Consider the following 18,344-nt stretch of genomic DNA (forward strand, 5'->3'; position numbering starts at 1 on the left):
GGAAACCGGCCTCGTATAACTCGACAGGGATTTCATGAAAACACAGGGTTACTACCGATTTCCGACAATTCACAACGACGCGGTCGTCTTTGTCAGCGACGATGATCTCTGGACGATTTCCGCCGGTGGTGGAATCGCCCGACGGCTCACCTCTGGTCTGGGGTCGGTCAGTCATCCCGCGCTCTCGCGTGATGGCAAATGGCTGGCGTTCAGCGGACGCGATGACGGCAGCCTTGAAGTGTACGTGATGCCGTCCGAGGGTGGCGAAGCGCGAAGACTTACGTATTTGGGGGCGAACACGCTGGTCGTCGGATGGACCGACTCGGGAAGAATCATTTTCAATAGCAACGCGCAACAGCCCTTCGGCAGTCCCCCGCGTTTGTGGACCATTGGGCTGGAGGACGGCGCGCCGGAATTATTGCCGACCGGGCCCGCCCAGTCGATTTCTTTCGGCCCGAACGGCGGTTGTGTCATCGGTCGCAACGCGCTCGATCCCGCGCGCTGGAAGCGTTATCGAGGCGGCACGGCGGGCGATCTCTGGATCGACCCCACTGGCAAGGGACAGTTTCGCCGACTGATCCAACTGAAAGGCAATCTCTCTCGCCCGCTCTGGATCGGTTCGCGCATTTATTTTCTTTCCGACCATGAATCCGTGGGCAATCTCTGGTCCTGCACGCCAACGGGCAAAGGCCTGAAGCGGCACACGCGCCACGAAGACTTCTACGCCCGTAATCCCGCAACCGATGGACGCCGCATCGTTTACCACGCGGGCGCGGATTTGTTTGTGTTCGATCCCGCCGCGAACACGACGGCCCGGATCGAGATGGAATACGACAGCCCGCGCACCCAGCGGCAACGGAAATTCGTGGACGCGGCGAAGTATTTGGACACCTTCGAACCGCATCCGCTGGGCCACCTGCTTGCGCTCGGCACGCGCGGGAAATGTTTCACGATGGGGAATTGGGAGGGGCCGGTCCTGCAACATGGCGAAACGGAGGCCGCCCGTCATCGGCTGCCGCGTTGGCTCAATGACGGCAAGCGGATCGTGCTCGTTAGCGACGCGGTGGGCGAGGAAACCCTCGAGATTCATGGTACGGATGGGCTCGCGAAGACGACGCGCTTGAGCGGACTCGGCATCGGTCGCGTCATCGACATGCGTGTGAACCCGAAGGCCGATCAGGTTGCGCTCTCGAACCACCGCAATGAATTGTTGCTCGTTGATTTGCAGTCGCGCAAGACCCGTGTGCTGGACAAAAGCACGTGGGCGCAGATCGCGGGGTTCGATTGGTCGCCGGATGGACGCTGGATTGCCTACAGTTGCGCGTTAAGCCAGCACACATCGGCGATTCGTGTGTGCGAGGTGAAAACGGGGAAGGTGCATCCGGTCACCCAGCCCGTGCTACAGGACGTTTCGCCGTCGTTCGATCCCGCCGGCAAGTTTTTGTACTTTCTCTCGTACCGCGAGTTTGATCCGGTCTACGACAATCTCCACTTCGACCTCGGTTTTCCGCGCGGCGTGAAGCCCTACCTCGTGACGCTACGCAAAGATATTCCCTCGCCGTTCGTTCCCGTGCCGAAGCCGCCGGAAGAGAAAAAGGATGAGGCGAAAGCCAAGGCGGACGCGAAGAAGAGCAAGGTGGTGGCTATCGACTTCGATGGCATCGAGTCACGTATCCTGGCATTTCCGGTGGAGGATGGCCGCTACCAACAGATCGCGGGCATTCGTGGCAAGGTGTTGTTCACCTCGCTGCCGATTGAAGGCAGTCTGCACGGCGACAACTGGCCGCCGCCTTCCGAGCCGCAAGGGAAGGCCACGCTGGAAGTGTTCGATTTCGAGACCCAGAAGGCGGAAGAACTGGTCGACAAGATCTCCTACTTCGTGTTGTCTGGCGACCGCAAGACGATGGTTTATCGCGCGGGCCGTCGCCTGCGCGTCCTGAAGGCCGGGGAAAAACCCGACGAGAAAGTGGCGAAGGAGCCACCCAACAAGAAGAGCGGATGGATTGACCTCGGGCGCGTGAAGGTTTCGGTCAAGCCGCCGGCGGAATGGCGGCAAATGTACCGCGAAGCGTGGCGGCTGCAACGCGACCACTTCTGGACCGCGGACATGTCGAAGATAAACTGGCAGGCGGTGTACGACCGTTACCTGCCGTTGGTCGATCGCATCGTCACTCGCGCGGAATTCTCCGACCTGATGTGGGAAATGCAGGGGGAACTCGGCACGTCGCACGCCTACGAATTTGGCGGCGACCACCGCCAGCCGCCGCGCTACGACCTCGGGCTGCTCGGGGCGGATTTTGTTTACGATGCGGCGGTCAAGGCATGGAAAATTGCGCACATTGTCCAGGGTGATCCGTGGAATGAGGAAGGACGCTCCTCGCTGGCTGCGCCTGCGGTCAATGTACGCGAAGGTCATACACTACTGGCGATTGGCGGGCGCCGTCTCAATGCCGGGACGCATCCGAACGCCCTGCTCGTGAATCAGTCGGATGAGGAAGTGCTCATCACCGTCGGCGATGCCAAAGGCAAAGCGGCGCGCACGGTCACGGTGAAGACGCTCGCGAGCGAGTTCCCGGCGCGCTATCGGGAATGGGTGGAAACGAATCGCCGTCTCGTGCATGAGGGCACGAAAGGGCGGGTGGGGTATGTGCACATTCCCAACATGGGGCCGCTCGGGTATTCGGAGTTTCATCGTTATTTCCTCAGCGAGATCGACCGCGAGGGGCTGGTTGTGGACGTGAGGTTCAACGGCGGCGGGCACGTGTCGGAGTTGATCCTCGAAAAACTCGCGCGTCGCCGCATCGCTTACAACCAATCCCGCTGGTCCAATGTGCAGCCCTATCCCGTCGACTCCGTGGCGGGGCCGATGGTGGCCATCACGAACGAGTACGCGGGGTCCGATGGCGACATTTTTTCGCACGGCTTCAAGCTGTTGAAGCTCGGGCCGTTGATTGGGAAGCGCACGTGGGGCGGCGTGATCGGCATCTGGCCGCGGCATTCGCTCATCGATGGCAGTATCACGACGCAGCCGGAGTTTTCATTTTGGTTCAAGGATGTCGGTTGGAAGGTGGAAAACTACGGGACCGACCCGGATATTGAAGTGGAAATGCGGCCACAGGATTTTGTGGCGGGCCGCGACCCGCAGATGGAACGCGCGTTGCAGGAGATCAACAAGGCGTTGCGGACGAATCCTCCGCGGCCACCGGACTTCGGACAGCGTCCCGATCTCTCGGTTCCGCGTTTGTCGAAAGGGTGAACAACCATGAATGCATGCGAACTGGCGTCTCAGGATTGTATCCCGTGCAAGGGCGGTGTTCCGCCACTGACGGGCGAGAAGTTGCAGTCGCTTCACAAGGCCGTGAACAACGGCTGGCAACTCGTCGGCGAACACCATCTGGAGAAGGAATACAAGTTCAAGGACTTCCGCGAGGCGCTCGATTTCACGAACCATGTCGGAGAGATGGCTGAACGACAAAACCATCATCCCGACATCTACCTCGCGTGGGGCAAGGTGAAGGTCACTATCTGGACGCACAAAATCAACGGGCTGACGGAGAGCGATTTCTTTTTCGCAGCCAAGACGGACATTCTTCTCGAGAAAGGATAACGCGCTCGCCTATGACTTCATCCGATCAACGTACCTCACTTCTGGAAATCGACCAATACATCGAGCGGCTGTTCGTATCGCAAGACATGGTACTTGAACAGGCGCTAAGCGATGCAATCGAAGCGGGTCTGCCGGAAATCCACGTCTCGCCGAACGAAGGGAAGTTGCTCTATTTGCTGGCAAAGCTCGCCGGTGCGAAACGCGTGCTCGAAATCGGTCTGCTGGGCGGTTACAGCACGATCTGGCTGGCGCGGGCTATCGCCCCGAAAGGGAAACTGGTGACGCTGGAGTTGGACGAGAAATACATTCAAGTCGCCGGCAACAACCTGGAGCGCGCGGGTTTGCGGTCACTGGTGGACATTCGACGCGGCGCTGCTGCGGCGACACTTGAAAAGATGGTGAAGGCTGGGGAAGAATCGTTCGATCTCGTCTTCATCGACGCCGACAAGAACAACTATCCGGTCTATCTGGATTATGCCGTGCAATTGACGCACCCCGGCAGCCTGATTCTTGCCGACAATGTCATCCGCGATGGAAAAGTGGCGCGAAGCGGCGAGACGGACCCGTTGGTGCTGGGGATTCAAGAGTTCAACCGCAAACTCGCCGCGAACCCCAAACTCGAAGCGATCCTGATCACCGTGATACGCGAGGCCCTCGACGGACTGGCCATCGCGCGCGTGAAGGATTGATTCTCAGGTGCCGCCGCAGACGGTGTAGCCCTGTTCCCGCAAGTCCTCGGCCAATTCTTTCTCCATCTGACACGCCGCCTCATACGGCATCGGATTGAGGTATTCATACAGTTCGGGTAGCAAACGCACCCCGTATTTACACGGATAATACGACGCCTTGTACCCGTCCTTGTGGTTCTGAAACCGTTCGATTGGCGGAATCCCCGTCATCCCGACATACACGCAAGGCTTCTTCGCATCCCGCTGCGGATTTAGCGCCCTGACCTTGCGTTCCTTCGCAACCGCGCTGTCGAGCAAGATGACGTAGACATTGTGGTGGTGTTGCTCGGGCATTGTTGGAAGCAGTATAAGCTGTTCGGGCGCGCCAACAAGAGCGCGCGTATGGTAAACTTCGTCGGATAAAATGAGCATGCGCAGCTTGCCAATTATGGAAGTGAGGGAGTCGCTACTGTCGGCTTTAGGCAGGCAACGGCGGGTAATCCTGACTGCGCCGACAGGGTCCGGGAAATCGACGCAGGTGCCGCAGATGTTGCTGGATGGCGGGGTGTTGGGGAATGGGCAGGTAGTCATCCTGCAGCCGCGGCGGTTGCCGGCACGGATGCTGGCGGCTTGGGTCGCTAAAGGGCGCGGGGTGAAGTTGGGGGAGGAAGTTGGGTATCAGATTCGGCTCGATGATGTCACCTCGGCCGCGACGCGGATTCGATATGTGACCGAAGGCATCCTATTGCGACAGATGCTTACCGACAAGAACCTGCGCGGCATCAGCGCGATTATTTTTGACGAATTTCACGAGCGACATCTGTACGGCGACATCACCCTGGCGCGCGCGCTGCAGATTCAGGAGACGACGCGTCCTGATTTGATCATCATCGTGATGTCGGCCACGCTCGATGTCGGGCCGCTGCGCGAATACCTGAAGCCTTGCGAGCTGCTGTCGTCCGAAGGCCGCACGTTTCCCGTGGATATTGAATACCTCGACAAGACTTTGGGCGACTGGCCGGTGTGGGAGGCGGCGGTGAAAGAACTAGAAACTCTCGTCACACAACACGACGGCGACGCGCTGGTATTCATGCCCGGCGCGTACGAGATCGGTCGGACGGTGCGCGGGGCGCAAGACGCGCTCGGCAGCCAGTTCATTGTCCTCCCACTGCACGGCGATCTGCCGACCAACGACCAGGATGCCGCCGTGGCGCAATACGACCGGCGCAAGATCGTCGTCTCCACGAACGTCGCGGAAACGTCGTTGACCATCGACGGCGTGCGCATCGTGATCGACAGCGGCTTGGCGCGCATCCCGCGTTACGATCCGTACCGCGGCATCAATACATTGTTGGTTGAGAAGATCAGCCGCGCCTCAGCGGACCAACGCGCCGGGCGCGCGGGTCGGACAGCGCCGGGCGTCTGCTTGCGGTTGTGGACGAAGCACGAATACGAGCAGCGTCCCTTGCAGGAAGCGGCGGAGGTAAAACGTCTCGACCTAGCCGAAGTGGTGTTGACGCTGAAGGCCAGCGGGGTGGAGGACGTGTACGCGTTTCGGTGGTTGGAACCGCCGAGTCGTCAGTCGTTGGACCACGCAGTGCTGCTGCTCAAGGATTTGGGCGCGCTGGAGAATGCAACCGGTGCGCTGACGGAACTTGGGCGACGGATGCTCGCGTTCCCTTTACACCCGCGCTATTCGCGCATGCTGCTGGCGGCGCAGGAATACGGTTGCGTGCGGCAGGTGGCCCTCATCGCCGCGCTCACGCAGGGGCGCGATTTGATGGTGCGACGGCAGGGGAAACAGGTGGAGGAAGCGCGTGACGATCTATTTGGCGGCGAGACGCAATCGGACTTCTTCGTGCTCATGCGCGCATGGCGCTATGCGGATCGCAACGGGTACAACCTTGATCGGTGCCGTCAGGTCGGCATCCACGCGCAAGCGGCGCGACAGGTCGGGCCGCTGTTCGAACAGTTCCTGAATATTGCCAAACGGGAAGGGTTGGATGTGAGCGAGAAGCGCGCGGCCCCTGACTCGATCCAGCGTTGCGTATTGCTGGGCTTTTCGGACCACGTGGCACGTCGGCTTGATGAAGGAACATTGCGCTGTCAGCTCGTGCATGAACGACGTGGTGTCCTGGCTCGGGAAAGCGTTGTGCAGAGCGCGCCTCTGCTCGTCGCGACGGAAATTCATGAGATCCAAAGCGGTACGGGCAAAGATCGGGAGTTAAACGTCCTGCTGAGTCTGGCAACGGCGATCAAGGAAGAATGGTTGCGGGAACTTTTCCCGAGCGATTTCACGGAAACGGTGGCGGTAGTTTACGACACGACACAGCGGCGCGTGTTTGGGGAGCGACGGAAACAATTTCGGGATCTCGTGTTGGAAGCGGGGCGGTCGGAGGATGTGCCGCTGGACGCCGCCGCGCGGATTCTCGCCGCCGAAATATTGGCGGGCCGGTGCGTGTTGAAAAATTGGGATGAAGCCGTTGAACAATGGATTGTGCGCGTGAATCGGCTTCGTGAATGGATTCCCGAACTTGCCATTCCCGCGATTGGTGGCGACGACCGGCAGATGTTGATTGAGCAAATTTGCCACGGCGCGACGAGTTACAAGGAGATCAAAGACAAGGCTGTCTGGCCGGTGCTGAAATCGTGGCTTTCAGGACAGCAGCAGGCGTGGGTTGAGGAATACACACCCGAACGAATTGAATTACCGGGTGGAAAGCGGGCGAAAGTTACCTACACAAATGACGGCCCGCCGACGCTGGCAGCGCGGATTCAGGATTTGTACGGTGTGAAGCAAGGGTTGTGGGTTGCGCAACACCGCGTGCCCGTGCGCATTCAAGTGCTCGCGCCGAGCCAACGACCCGTGCAGGTGACCGAGAATCTCGCGACCTTCTGGAAGGAGACATATCCGAAGCTTAAATTGGAATTGCAACGGAAGTATCCGAGGCATGAGTGGCGCTAGCAGCCTTGATTTTTGTGCTTGTGAGTCGGAAGCCGGTGGCGTTAATCTGCACTCAACCAAACGAAGGAGGTCGCCATGTTCAACCGAATTTCCTATACGTGGGGTTTGATGCGGGCGTCGTGGAACGTCCTGAAAAAGGACAAAACCCTTCTGCTTTTCCCTCTACTATCGGGTATCTGCTGCGCGCTCGTGCTGCTGTCATTCGCCGTGCCGATGTTTGTTTCAGGCGCGTGGCATCCGCCGGCGCGCGATGCCAGCTCGGCGCAGACGACGGTCTACTACGGCTTCGTGTTTCTTTTCTATCTCGCGAACTATTTTGTGATCACCTTTTTCAATACCGCCATCATCTCTTGCGCCATGCTGCGGATGGCCGGCGGGGAGCCGACTGTGGGAGATGGCTTTCGCGAAGCCGCGGCGCGTCTTCCGCAGATAGCGGGCTGGGCTCTACTTTCGGCGACGGTCGGTTTGATCCTGCGGATTATCGAAGACCGGTCGAAATGGGTCGGGCGGATCGTGGCGGGTCTGCTGGGCGTGGCGTGGACCGTGGCGAGTTTTATGGTGGTGCCGGTTCTTGTGGCGGAGCGGAAAGGTCCATTTGGAGCGCTGAAGGGATCGACCGAATTGCTGCGCCAGACGTGGGGAGAGCAGTTGGTGGGCAATTTCAGCTTCGGCATGATGTTTGGGTTGCTCGGCTTGCCGGCGTTTGGTTTCATCATTGTCGCTTTGTTTCTGGGCAGTGCGACAGCGCTCGTGCTGTCCATAGCGTTCGCGGTAGTTTGGCTCATGGCCCTGTCGTTGGTCCAATCGGCGTTGCAAAGTATTTTCCAGGCGGCGGTTTATCTTTACGCGCGCAACCGGATGGCGCCGGCAGGGTTCGAATCGGACATGCTGGCGAGCGCGTTGCGCTCCAAGTAACGCGACCACTCAACTCATCGCTGGCAGGTTTCGCCTAGTATCGGCGGCGAAACCTGCTAGATTTCCGCGGACATGACTCCCTCCCATGAATACTCGGAAAAACTCTGGCAGGAAGCCCTTGAACATTTCCCGGGCGGGGTGAATTCCCCCGTGCGCGCGTTTCGCGGCGTGGGCGGCACGCCGTTTTTCACACAACGCGCGAAGGGTTCGCGGCTGTGGGACGTCGACGGCAACGAGTATATCGACTACGTCGGCTCGTGGGGGCCGATGATCCTCGGCCACGCGCATCCGCAGGTCGTCCGCGCGGTGCAGGAAGCCGCGCGGGATGGGACGAGCTTCGGGACGCCGAATTCGCGCGAAATTCGACTAGCACAATTGGTCTGTGAGGCGTTTCCGTCCATGCAGAAGCTTCGCTTCGTGAACTCGGGCACCGAAGCGACGATGTCCGCCATTCGCGTGGCGCGCGGATTCACGAAGCGGGACAAGATCCTGAAATTCGAAGGCTGCTATCACGGTCACGCCGATGCGCTATTGGTGAAGGCCGGTTCGGGCGGCGCGACGTTCGATGTGCCGGACAGTGCGGGCGTTCCCACGGACTTCGCGCGCAATACTCTCACGCTGCCCTTGAATGATTTTGCGGCGCTCGACACCGTGAATTGGCGCGAGATCGCCTGTGCGATCATCGAGCCGGTTCCCGCGAACATGGGATTGATCCTGTTAAAACCCGGGTTTTTGGAGAAGCTGCGCAAGCTCACGCAGGAGAATGGCGCGCTGATGATTCTCGACGAGGTCATTAGCGGGTTCCGCGTGGCGCGCGGTGGCGCGCAGGAATTGTTTGGCATTCAGGCCGACCTCACGACACTCGGCAAGATCATCGGGGGTGGCCTGCCCGTCGGCGCATTCGGCGGACGCGCGGACGTGATGGATATGCTTGCGCCCACGGGTCCCGTGTACCAGGCCGGCACGCTTTCGGGCAATCCGCTGGCCATGGCTGCGGGAATCGCCACGTTGGAAGAGCTTTTGCAAGGTGATGCGTATGGCAAGTTGGAGGCGCGCGCGGCCGGCCTCGGCAATGAGTGGAAGAGAATCGTGAAGGGACGCTCGGTGCGGCTCGGTTCACTGTTCTGCACATTTTTTACCGAGAGCGAAGTGGTGGACTACGCCAGCGCCAAGACGAGCGACACGAAACGGTACGCGAAGTTCTTCCACGCGATGCTCGAACGCGGTGTCTACCTCGCGCCGTCACAATTTGAAGTCGGCTTCCTGTCCCTGGCGCACACGGAGGCGGACATCGAAGAGACGCTACGGGCAGTGGCAGAAGCGGTGAAGACGTTATGAAAATCGTAGTGGCTATGACCGGCGCCAGCGGTGCGATCTACACCCAGCGACTACTCGACAATCTTGATCCCCGAAAGCACGAGATCCATTTCATCTCCACGAAGCACGCCCGTGAAGTCGGCCAACTTGAATTGCCGAAGGGTGAACTGAAGATTGCGCCGTCCGTGATTCAGTATGACGAAAGCGGTTCGATGTTCGTGCCCTTCGTAAGCGGGTCGGCGAAATTGGATGCAATGATCATCATCCCGGCGTCCATGGGCACTATTGGGCGGGTTGCCCATGGCGTATCCGACAGCACGATTGCGCGGGCGGCGGACGTTTTCCTGAAGGAGCGGCGCAAGCTCATCCTCGTTCCGCGCGAAGCGCCGTATAACCTCATCCACCTGCGCAATATGGCCACCCTGACTGAAGCCGGTGCGATGATCATTCCCGCCAGCCCGTCTTTTTACACCAAGCCAAAGACAATCACGGAACTCGTGGACACCATCATCGCGCGGGTCCTGGATCAACTCGGCCTCGAGCACCAACTCGTCAAGCGATGGCGGAGCGGTGCGTAATTCTGTAACCTGCGGGTGAAGCGTTTCGTCTCTCGAGTTGAACCGCTTGAGAGGTGCGAAATGATAAAACTGGTTTTGGGGATCGTTGCAATCTCGTTACTCGCGATGAGCAGTCAGGGCGATGAATTGAAAGCCGGCGACCACGTGCTCTCGCTGAAAGTGGGTGGTCGCGAGCGGACCTATCTCCTGCATTTGCCGCCGGCCTACGATGGGAAACGTTCACTGCCGCTGGTGATCGTCCTGCACGGCGGCGGCGGGAATGCACCCGGCGCTGTGCGAATGACGGGGTTCAGTGGGAAGGCGGACAAGGAAGGATTTGTCGTTGTTTACCCGAATGGCTCCGGGCGGTTGAAGAACCGCCTGTTGACGTGGAATTCCGGCAACTGCTGCGGGTACGCGCTGGATAACAATGTTGACGACGTGGGCTTCATCCGCGCGTTGATCGATGAACTGGTAAAGACGCGGGCTATCGATCCCCAGCGTGTCTATGTCACGGGCATGTCCAACGGCGGGATGATGACGTATCGCCTTGCGTGCGAGCTGTCCGACAAGATTGCGGCTGCCGCGCCTGTGGCTGGCGCGCTGAATCTGGACAAGTGCCAGCCCACCCATCCGGTTTCGATGATTATTTTCCACGGCACGGCTGATGAACATGTTTTGTATAATGGCGGGGAGCCACCCAAAAGAGTGGATACCCATCGGCGTGTCGATAAATCCGTCTCTTTTGCGGTGAACTTCTGGGTGAAACAAGATGGCTGTTCAGAAACGCTGCAACGTGAGGAGAAGGGGAACATTCGCACAGAGATTTATCGCGGTGGCAAAGAGGGGGCGGAAGTTGTGCTCTACACCGTTAAGGGCGGCGGCCACGCATGGCCGGGCGGAGAGGCATATGTGCTCGGTGCCGAACCGACACGGGAAATCTCCGGAACGGATTTGATGTGGGAGTTTTTCGCGCGGCATCCAAAAAAGTAGAGGCCAATGGATTCAGCGTGATGGGGCGGCGTTTCTTGAATCCAAAAATTTGAGTTGGTTGTAGAGTTGTTCGAGCAGCGGTGACGCGGCTCCCGCTTGTTGGACGGCGCGCAGCGGATTGCCGAAAATCGCTTCGATCTCCAATGGCCGGCGGTCGTCATAGTCGATCTTCATGCTCGCGCGATACGGCGCCATTTTCTCCGTATTGGAGAGCATCTTCCCGATGATTTCATCTGTGACCACTACGCCGCACGCCCGCGCATCGGCGACCACTTCGCGCATGATTGCCTCAACGAGTTGTCGGCTTTGTGGTTGGGACATCAATTCGCTGGTCGTCGCATTGAGAATGACCGAAAGCCCGTTGTAGGGAATGTTCCACACGAGCTTTTGCCAGCGCGCGACATCGAGGTCCCCGGCGAGTTCGGTCTCGACGTTAGCGCGTCGAAAATCATCGGCGATGGCGCGCAGGCGTTCGCTCATCCCGCGCGTGGCGAACTCGCCGAGCGCGACCAGGGTGTAGCCCAGATGGCGGATGTGTCCCGGCCCGACTTTATTAGAACAAAGAAAACACAAGCCCCCGACGACATGCTGTGCTCCGACGATCTCGGCGACCTGCGCTTCCATGCCGAGCCCGTTTTGCATGACGAGCACGACGCTGTCGTCTTTGACGATGGGCGAGAGCAACCGGGGAAGCAGGTGATTCTGCGTGGTTTTCAAGCAGACACAAACAACATCGCACTTGGGCATGTCACGCACATCCGCATAGGCATTCACCTTCGGCAGTGTGAAATCACCGTCCGGCGATTCACAAATCAAGCCATGCTGGCGCACATGTTCGTAATCGCTGTGCAACAGAAAATGCAGATCGCAGCCGGCGCGTTGCAGCCGCGCCCCGTAAAATCCGCCCAGGGCCCCCGTACCAATGATCGCATAGCTTCGTTGCATGGACTTCAACGTAGCAAAATCCAGTTCGTTCTTCTATGTCTTCGCAGCGTTGTGCTAGAAGAAACGGGTGTTGGCTATCCGAAAATACTTTGAGTTCGTACGCTTCTCACACACGGTCTTTGCGCTGCCATTTGCGCTGGCGGCGATGGTGGTGGCGGCCAGGGCTGAGCGCGGGTGGCCGGGGTGGAGGACATTTCTCCTCATCCTCGCGGCGATGGTGTGTGCGCGGACGGCAGCGATGGGGTTCAATCGAATCGTCGATCGTCGGATCGATGCGCTGAATCCGCGCACGGCGAAGCGGCATTTACCGGCGGGGCAGATTGTGCTGGTGAATGCGTGGGTACTGGTAATTGTAAGCTCGCTGGGGTTGGGTTGTGTGGCGTGGTTTATCAATCCGCTCTGCGGTTGGCTGTCCCCGCTGGCCTTACTGATTGTATTTTTCTACTCATTTACAAAGCGATTCACGGACTTCTCGCATGTATTTTTGGGGTTGGCCCTGGGGATTGCGCCAATCGGCGCGTGGCTGGCGGTGCGCGGGAGATTCGAATGGCCGCCGTGCGTGCTGGCGCTGGCTGTGGTTTTCTGGTTGGTCGGGTTTGACATCATCTACGCGACCCAGGATTGGGAATTTGACAAGTCGCAGGGACTGCATTCTCTGCCGGTGCGACTGGGCATTTCGCCGAGTCTGCAAGTTGCACGGCTGGCACACGCGATCATGGCTGCTTTGCTGCTGGCTTTCGGGTTGATTTCAGGCCTTCGCGTGCCATACTACATTGGGTTTGGGATCATTCTGGTCTGCCTGGTTGTGCAGCATTTGGTCGCGAGAAAGCGCGATCCAATCAGCCTGAATGTCGCGTTTTTTCGGATGAATGCGGTCATTAGCGCCGTTTTTCTTACAGCGGTCGTGGTCGATGTGGTCTTACAATGAACAAGTTGATTGAGCGCTCAGAGTTGCGAGACATTTACGAGAAAGTTGAGGCGGCCCAGCGCATCAATGAGGACGACTGCCATCGGCTGTACCGGTCGCAGGACCTGGCTGCCATCGGCGCGATGGCGAACCTCGTCCGCGAACGCAAAAACGGTAACGCTGCCTACTACATCCTCAACCGCCACATCAACTACTCCAACATCTGCATTCTAGACTGCGATTTTTGCGCGTTTTATCGGCGGCGGCGTGATGCGGGCGCTTACGAATACAACCTCCCGCAAATGATCGAGAAAGCGCAGGAAGCGCTCAAACTCGGCATCACGGAGATTCACATCGTCGGCGGGTTGCATCCGTCCTTCAAATGGGAGTACTACGTCGACATGCTGCGTTCACTGAAGGCGCTCGATCCGAACCTGCACCTGAAAGCATTTACGGCAATCGAGATCCTGCACCTGTCGTGGGTGGGCAAACGCAGCGTGCCGGAAACGCTTGCCGCCTTGCGCGAGGCCGGGCTCGGTTCGTTGACAGGTGGCGGGGCGGAGATTTTCGATCCCGAAGTTCGCAGCGTAATTTGTCATGCCAAAGAATCCGCGGAGGAATGGCTCGATGTTCATCGCCTCTGGCACAAGATGGGCGGGCGTTCGACCTGCACGATGCTGATCGGCCACGTCGAGAAGGAACACCACCGCGTGGACCATCTGCGGCGGCTGCGGGAAATGCAGGATGAGACCAAGGGGTTCACGGCATTTGTGACGTTGGCCTTTCATCCGGATAATACGAAGCTGCCGGATCTCACGGGCCCAAGCGGCTACGATATGCTGAAGACGCTGGCGATTGCGCGCATCTATCTCGACAACATCGATCACATCAAGGCGTACTGGGTCTTGATGGGGATGAAGCTGGCCCAGGTTTCGTTGAGCTATGGCGTGGACGATCTGGATGGCACGGTAATGGAGGAAAAGATTTACCACATGGCGGGCGCGAAGACCCCGCAGGAAATGGCGCGTGAGGAATTGGTGAAAGCCATTCGTGAAACAGGACGGGAACCAGTACAGCGCGACAGTCTGTATCGACCGGTGAAAACCGGGGCAGTGCATAGCGCGTCTACCGCAACGCCAGATGAAGCAACCGGTATTCCTGGGACTTCCGAACCGGCCTACGTGGGCGCCAGCAACGAGGGAGGGACGGCGTGAGCGCGGCGTTGCCGTGGCAGATCGGTTGTGTGCCCTATCTGAACGCGCGTCCATTGATTTACGGGATCGAAGACCAGGTCACGTTGTCCCCGCCGTCACGCTTGGCGGATTTGATGTACCGCGGACGGTTTGACGCGGGGCTGGTGCCGATTGCCGAAGTCATCCAACACGACCGGTACAATGTTCTCGATGGGATTGCCATCGCCACCCGTGGTCGGATCCAGAGTGTGTATCTGGTCCATCGCGAGCCGATCGAGAAGCTGAAACGCGTGGCTGTGGATACGGCATCACGGACGTCAGCCTGGCTCGTGCGCATCATTCTTCAATACGGCTACAATGTCACCCCGGTTTTCTATCCGCGGCCCGAAGGCGGGAAGTTGTCGGAGCACGAGGCGATGATGCTGATTGGCGACGAGGCGCTCTGGTACCGGACGCGGAACGGTTCGCAACCGATCCTCGACCTCGGCGAAGCGTGGGTGGAATTGACCGGGTTGCCGTTTGTATTTGCGGCGTGGGCTTTGCAGCGCGGGGTAGATGGAAAGGCGATCGGTGGTCCGCTGCGTACAGCCAGAGCACAAGGGCTTGCGAACATTGAGCGCATTGTGCAGGATGCCACGGAAGCGACCCCGGAAGTTCGGCGGGAGTATCTGACAAAGAACTTGTCGTATGAATTGGGCGCGGCTGAGAAGCAGGGAATACGGCGGTTCCAGCAGTACTTGAAGGAAATGCGGTTGGTGGACGGCTGTCATGATTTACGATACGTCAGTTGATACGATTCAGGACAAAGTCCTCGATGGCGAGCGGATCGCGCCGGCGGAGGCGGTGCGGCTCTATCACGCACTGACCCTCCCGGAGTTGGGCGCCTTGGCGGACGTGGTGCGCGAACGGAAACATCCGGAGCGCCGTGTCACTTACATCATCGACCGCAACATCAACTACACGAACGTCTGCGATGTGTATTGCACTTTCTGCGCGTTCATGCGCGAGGAGCGCGACGATGATTCCTACGTGCTCACGCCCGAACAGGTGGGCGAGAAGATCAAGGAGTTGGTGGCCATTGGCGGCGTCCAGATATTGATGCAGGGCGGACATCATCCGAAGCTCGGCATCGATTACTACCTGAACCTCCTGCAATACATTCGCCACAACTTTCCCCAGGTAAACATCCACGGGTTCTCGCCGCCTGAGTTCAACCATTTTGCCAGGGTTTTCAAAATGCCCCTCGAAGAAGTGATTCGCCGTTTCAAAGAGGCCGGACTGGGATCCATCCCCGGCGGCGGCGGCGAAATCCTCGTCGACCGCGTGCGCCAGCGCATTGCGCCGTTGAAGTGCATGAGCGACGAATGGCTGCGGGTGATGGAAATTGCCCACGGCTTCGGGTTGAACTCGTCGGCAACGATGATGTTCGGGCACGTAGAGACCATCGAGGACCGCGTCGAGCACCTGCTGCGTCTGCGCGACCTGCAGGATCGCACGCACGGTTTCACCGCGTACATCTGCTGGACGTTCCAAAGTGAGAACACACGCTTGAAGGTTCCGTCGGTCGGTTCGCATGAGTACCTGCGGATGCAGGCGTTGTCGCGGATTTTTCTCGATAATTTCTCGAACGTGCAATCCAGTTGGGTGACCCAGGGACCGCAAATCGGGCAGGTCGCGCTGAAGTATGGCGCGAATGACTTTGGCAGTGTGATGATGGAGGAGAACGTCGTGTCGCAGGCCGGAGCGACGTTTCGCATCAACGAAGAAACGATGCAGCGGTTAATTCGGGAACTCGGGTACGAGCCACATCGGCGCGATAATTGGTATCACTTGTTGAATTAGAGAGAGGAAGACGGCCTATATGGAAAAGATCAAAACGATTCTGTTGTTTGGGTCTCCCGGCAGTGGTAAGGGCACCCAGGGCAAGCTGCTTGGCATATTACCCGGCTTCCATCACCTCGCTTGCGGCAACGTCTTTCGCTCGATCGATCTTAGCAGCGAGGTCGGGAAGGTCTTTCTCCAGTATTCGAGCAAAGGGGAATTGGTGCCTGACGATTTCACGGTGCGTCTGTGGCGCGAGCATATCGACAAACTTATTCACACGGGGGCCCTCAACCCCGTCACCTCCGTCCTGGTCCTGGATGGCATCCCCCGAAATATTCATCAAGCCAAGATGCTCGACCAATACATCGAAGTGGTGAAATTGATTTGTCTACGTGCGGTCCACAATCGCGACGAGATGATTCGCCGCCTTAAATCCCGCGCCCTCAAAGAAAACCGGCTCGACGATGCCAACGATCAAACGATTCGCCATCGGCTGGATATTTACGACAAAGAATCGCGGCCCGTCCTGGCTCATTATCCGAAGGAAATCAGTGTGGACGTCAATGCGCTGCAAACGCCTATTGAAGTCGCCCACGACATTCTGAGCGCCATTCTCGGTCGTTTTCAGGAAATGCGCGAGGTTCCGCCGCCGTCGTCAGCCGTTGCCGCAAGGAATTGAGAGCGTTGAGGTTGGCGCAACAGTTACGCGCCTTGTGACCACAGGACCACGCGGCGTCACTATCCTCGCAATCTCCGGGTGGTAACCAGATGTCTTTGTCGGACTGCCTCCCTGTACCCGAAGGAGACAGCAACCTGTAACTTTTGGCGGTGTTTACCAGTCTAACTCAGCAGTGGTCAGGGCAGCGTACTCGGCTGGCAACCCCTGACCAGGACAAAGGCCGAGAAAGGAGCTCAAGAGAATTAAGATGAAAGCGAAACAGTGGATTGTAATCGGTGTGGTGACCTCGGGGGTCGCGATCCTAACGGCATTAGCGGGGGTTCCCCTCAGTCCACGCACATTCCGGACAACGGCGGTCGTGGGTGCCGTGTTCCAACTACCGAATCCAGTGGCCACCAATACGGAGGTGCTGGCGTTTGACACGTTCGCGGGCCACGATCTCGTTAGCCTCGCGCTGGGCGAAAGTCTCCTGCCCGTGCCTACCAATCAGGTGCTTGCGTTGGAAATTAATTGCGGTTCCAGCCAGGCGAGCCTGGTGGTTTTCGACAAGATTCTGTCGAGCAACATTGTTACCATCGCCACCAGCACGCAGATTACTGCCCTCACGGGCCAGGACAACCCCACAGCGGCAGGCCCCAACCACGAGCGGTTTGTCATGCAGATGGGGGTCAGCACCAACGGCGCACTGGTCGGCGGTTTCCTGACGGTTGCGGGCAGGGCTTTCCTGGATCCCGTCACTGGCTGCCCACGAGCGGTGCTCGTGGATACAGACCGTGGCCATGACCGGGGCTTTGCGGATGCGGTGGTTAAGGACCACGATGACAAAATCAAGGATACGCTGATCGCGGGGGAAGCGCACCTGATCGGTGTGGTCAATGTTATCTTTCAAGACGGCTCGACCAATACGACGCTTATTCCGTTTGGACAGTTGACGATGAGACGCCAACTCCTTCCGTAACGAGAAATGCTGGATGATTGACGGGCGAGGGGTGTCACCTCTCGCCCGTCATTTTTTACGAACGCAGGCAGGACACTTGAATTTCACCGGCGGCTCTGTTAGGGCTCACTTGACATGCGCATCGCTTTCATGGGAACAGCCGAACTCGCACGCCCGTGCCTTGAGGCGGTGGCGAAGCTGTCCGGACATCAGGTCGTCGCTGTCGTCACCCAGCCCGACCGCCCGAAGGGTCGCGACCTCAAACCTGCGCCACCGCCAATGAAGGTCGCGGCGGAGAGTCTCGGTCTTCCCGTCCAACAACCACTCAAGATTCGCGAGCCCGCCGCCATCGATTCCTTGCGGGCCGCCCAGCCCGACCTCATCATTGTCGTCGCCTACGGCCAGATCCTCCCGAAAGCGGTGTTGCAAATCCCGCGTCTCGGCTGCGTCAATGTCCACACCTCGCTGCTGCCGCGTTGGCGGGGCGCTGCGCCAATTCAATACGCGATCCTGCATGGTGACCACGAAACGGGCGTCACCACGATGTACATGGACGAACACATGGACACTGGCGATATCATCCTGCAGCGCGCCCAGTTGATCCACGCCGACGACACCAGTGCCACCCTGCACGACCGACTGGCAAAACTCGGCGCGGATCTGTTGGTGGAAACTGTGGGATTGATCGCCGAGGGAAAGGCCCCGCGCGTGAAACAGGACGAGGCGCACGCGACGCACGCCAGAAAGATTACGAAGGAAGATGGCCGGATCGACTGGACGCGTTCCGCGGTCGAGATCGAACGGCAGGTTCGCGCGTTCAATCCCTGGCCCGGCACC

The 18,344-nt window shown here is 58.9% G+C and carries 17 protein-coding genes; 15 read left to right on the forward strand and 2 right to left on the reverse strand.

What is annotated here, in order from left to right:
* The first annotated feature begins 34 nt into the window (after positions 1-34).
* Genes VNL17_01300 through VNL17_01310 form a run of 3 tightly spaced genes read left to right on the forward strand, consistent with a single transcriptional unit; the run spans position 35 to position 4,296 of the window.
* Positions 35-3,256, forward strand: coding sequence for a S41 family peptidase (locus VNL17_01300; GenBank protein HXI82706.1), 3,222 nt, complete (start codon positions 35-37; stop codon positions 3,254-3,256).
* Positions 3,257-3,262: 6 nt separating this feature from the next.
* Positions 3,263-3,607, forward strand: coding sequence for a 4a-hydroxytetrahydrobiopterin dehydratase (locus tag VNL17_01305; GenBank protein HXI82707.1), 345 nt, complete (start codon positions 3,263-3,265; stop codon positions 3,605-3,607).
* Positions 3,608-3,618: 11 nt separating this feature from the next.
* Positions 3,619-4,296, forward strand: coding sequence for an O-methyltransferase (locus VNL17_01310; GenBank protein ID HXI82708.1), 678 nt, complete (start codon positions 3,619-3,621; stop codon positions 4,294-4,296).
* Positions 4,297-4,299: 3 nt separating this feature from the next.
* On the opposite strand, the gene VNL17_01315 is transcribed toward VNL17_01310, so the two are convergent.
* Positions 4,300-4,629, reverse strand: coding sequence for a hypothetical protein (locus VNL17_01315; protein HXI82709.1), 330 nt, complete (start codon positions 4,627-4,629; stop codon positions 4,300-4,302).
* Positions 4,630-4,705: 76 nt separating this feature from the next.
* Between VNL17_01315 and hrpB the strand changes: the two genes are divergently transcribed.
* The 5 genes from hrpB to VNL17_01340 all read left to right on the forward strand — a co-directional run bounded on the left by hrpB (position 4,706) and on the right by VNL17_01340 (position 11,022).
* Positions 4,706-7,240, forward strand: a complete 2,535-nt coding sequence (gene hrpB, locus VNL17_01320) for an ATP-dependent helicase HrpB (GenBank protein ID HXI82710.1) — start codon at positions 4,706-4,708, stop codon at positions 7,238-7,240.
* A gap of 75 nt (positions 7,241-7,315) precedes the next feature.
* Complete coding sequence (locus VNL17_01325; protein ID HXI82711.1) at positions 7,316-8,155, forward strand: DUF6159 family protein; 840 nt, start codon at positions 7,316-7,318, stop codon at positions 8,153-8,155.
* Positions 8,156-8,227: 72 nt separating this feature from the next.
* Entirely contained in the window at positions 8,228-9,493 is a 1,266-nt protein-coding gene (hemL, locus tag VNL17_01330) for a glutamate-1-semialdehyde 2,1-aminomutase (GenBank protein ID HXI82712.1), read from the forward strand.
* The gene (locus VNL17_01335; protein HXI82713.1) at positions 9,490-10,050 is read left to right on the forward strand and encodes a UbiX family flavin prenyltransferase; all 561 of its coding nucleotides are present in this window, start codon (positions 9,490-9,492) and stop codon (positions 10,048-10,050) included. Before hemL ends, VNL17_01335 begins: the two co-directional genes overlap by 4 nt.
* A gap of 60 nt (positions 10,051-10,110) precedes the next feature.
* On the forward strand, positions 10,111-11,022 hold the full coding sequence (locus tag VNL17_01340; protein ID HXI82714.1) for a PHB depolymerase family esterase: 912 nt from the start codon (positions 10,111-10,113) through the stop codon (positions 11,020-11,022).
* A gap of 12 nt (positions 11,023-11,034) precedes the next feature.
* On the opposite strand, the gene VNL17_01345 is transcribed toward VNL17_01340, so the two are convergent.
* Positions 11,035-11,967 carry a putative 2-dehydropantoate 2-reductase gene (locus VNL17_01345; GenBank protein ID HXI82715.1) on the reverse strand — a complete coding sequence of 311 codons (933 nt, stop codon included), beginning with the start codon at positions 11,965-11,967 and terminating at the stop codon, positions 11,035-11,037.
* A 67-nt stretch (positions 11,968-12,034) separates the two neighbouring features.
* Between VNL17_01345 and VNL17_01350 the strand changes: the two genes are divergently transcribed.
* From VNL17_01350 to fmt, 7 genes are all read left to right on the forward strand, one after another.
* A complete protein-coding gene (locus tag VNL17_01350; GenBank protein HXI82716.1) occupies positions 12,035-12,895 on the forward strand; it encodes a UbiA-like polyprenyltransferase in 861 nt (286 codons plus the stop codon).
* Positions 12,892-14,088 (forward strand): aminofutalosine synthase MqnE, encoded by a 1,197-nt coding sequence (mqnE, locus tag VNL17_01355; GenBank protein HXI82717.1) that lies wholly within the window; start codon positions 12,892-12,894, stop codon positions 14,086-14,088. Before VNL17_01350 ends, mqnE begins: the two co-directional genes overlap by 4 nt.
* Complete coding sequence (locus VNL17_01360) at positions 14,085-14,858, forward strand: menaquinone biosynthesis protein (protein ID HXI82718.1); 774 nt, start codon at positions 14,085-14,087, stop codon at positions 14,856-14,858. The genes mqnE and VNL17_01360 overlap by 4 nt, the downstream gene beginning before the upstream one ends.
* Complete coding sequence (gene mqnC, locus VNL17_01365) at positions 14,836-15,909, forward strand: cyclic dehypoxanthinyl futalosine synthase (protein HXI82719.1); 1,074 nt, start codon at positions 14,836-14,838, stop codon at positions 15,907-15,909. Before VNL17_01360 ends, mqnC begins: the two co-directional genes overlap by 23 nt.
* A gap of 19 nt (positions 15,910-15,928) precedes the next feature.
* Complete coding sequence (locus VNL17_01370; GenBank protein HXI82720.1) at positions 15,929-16,570, forward strand: nucleoside monophosphate kinase; 642 nt, start codon at positions 15,929-15,931, stop codon at positions 16,568-16,570.
* 247 nt (positions 16,571-16,817) lie between these two features.
* Positions 16,818-17,528 (forward strand): hypothetical protein, encoded by a 711-nt coding sequence (locus VNL17_01375; GenBank protein ID HXI82721.1) that lies wholly within the window; start codon positions 16,818-16,820, stop codon positions 17,526-17,528.
* A gap of 114 nt (positions 17,529-17,642) precedes the next feature.
* Positions 17,643-18,344, forward strand: a 702-nt coding sequence (gene fmt / locus VNL17_01380) for a methionyl-tRNA formyltransferase (GenBank protein HXI82722.1), incomplete at its 3' end; no start/stop codon positions are given.

This window comes from Verrucomicrobiia bacterium, assembly GCA_035577545.1.
Lineage (GTDB): Bacteria > Verrucomicrobiota > Verrucomicrobiia > Palsa-1439 > Palsa-1439 > Palsa-1439.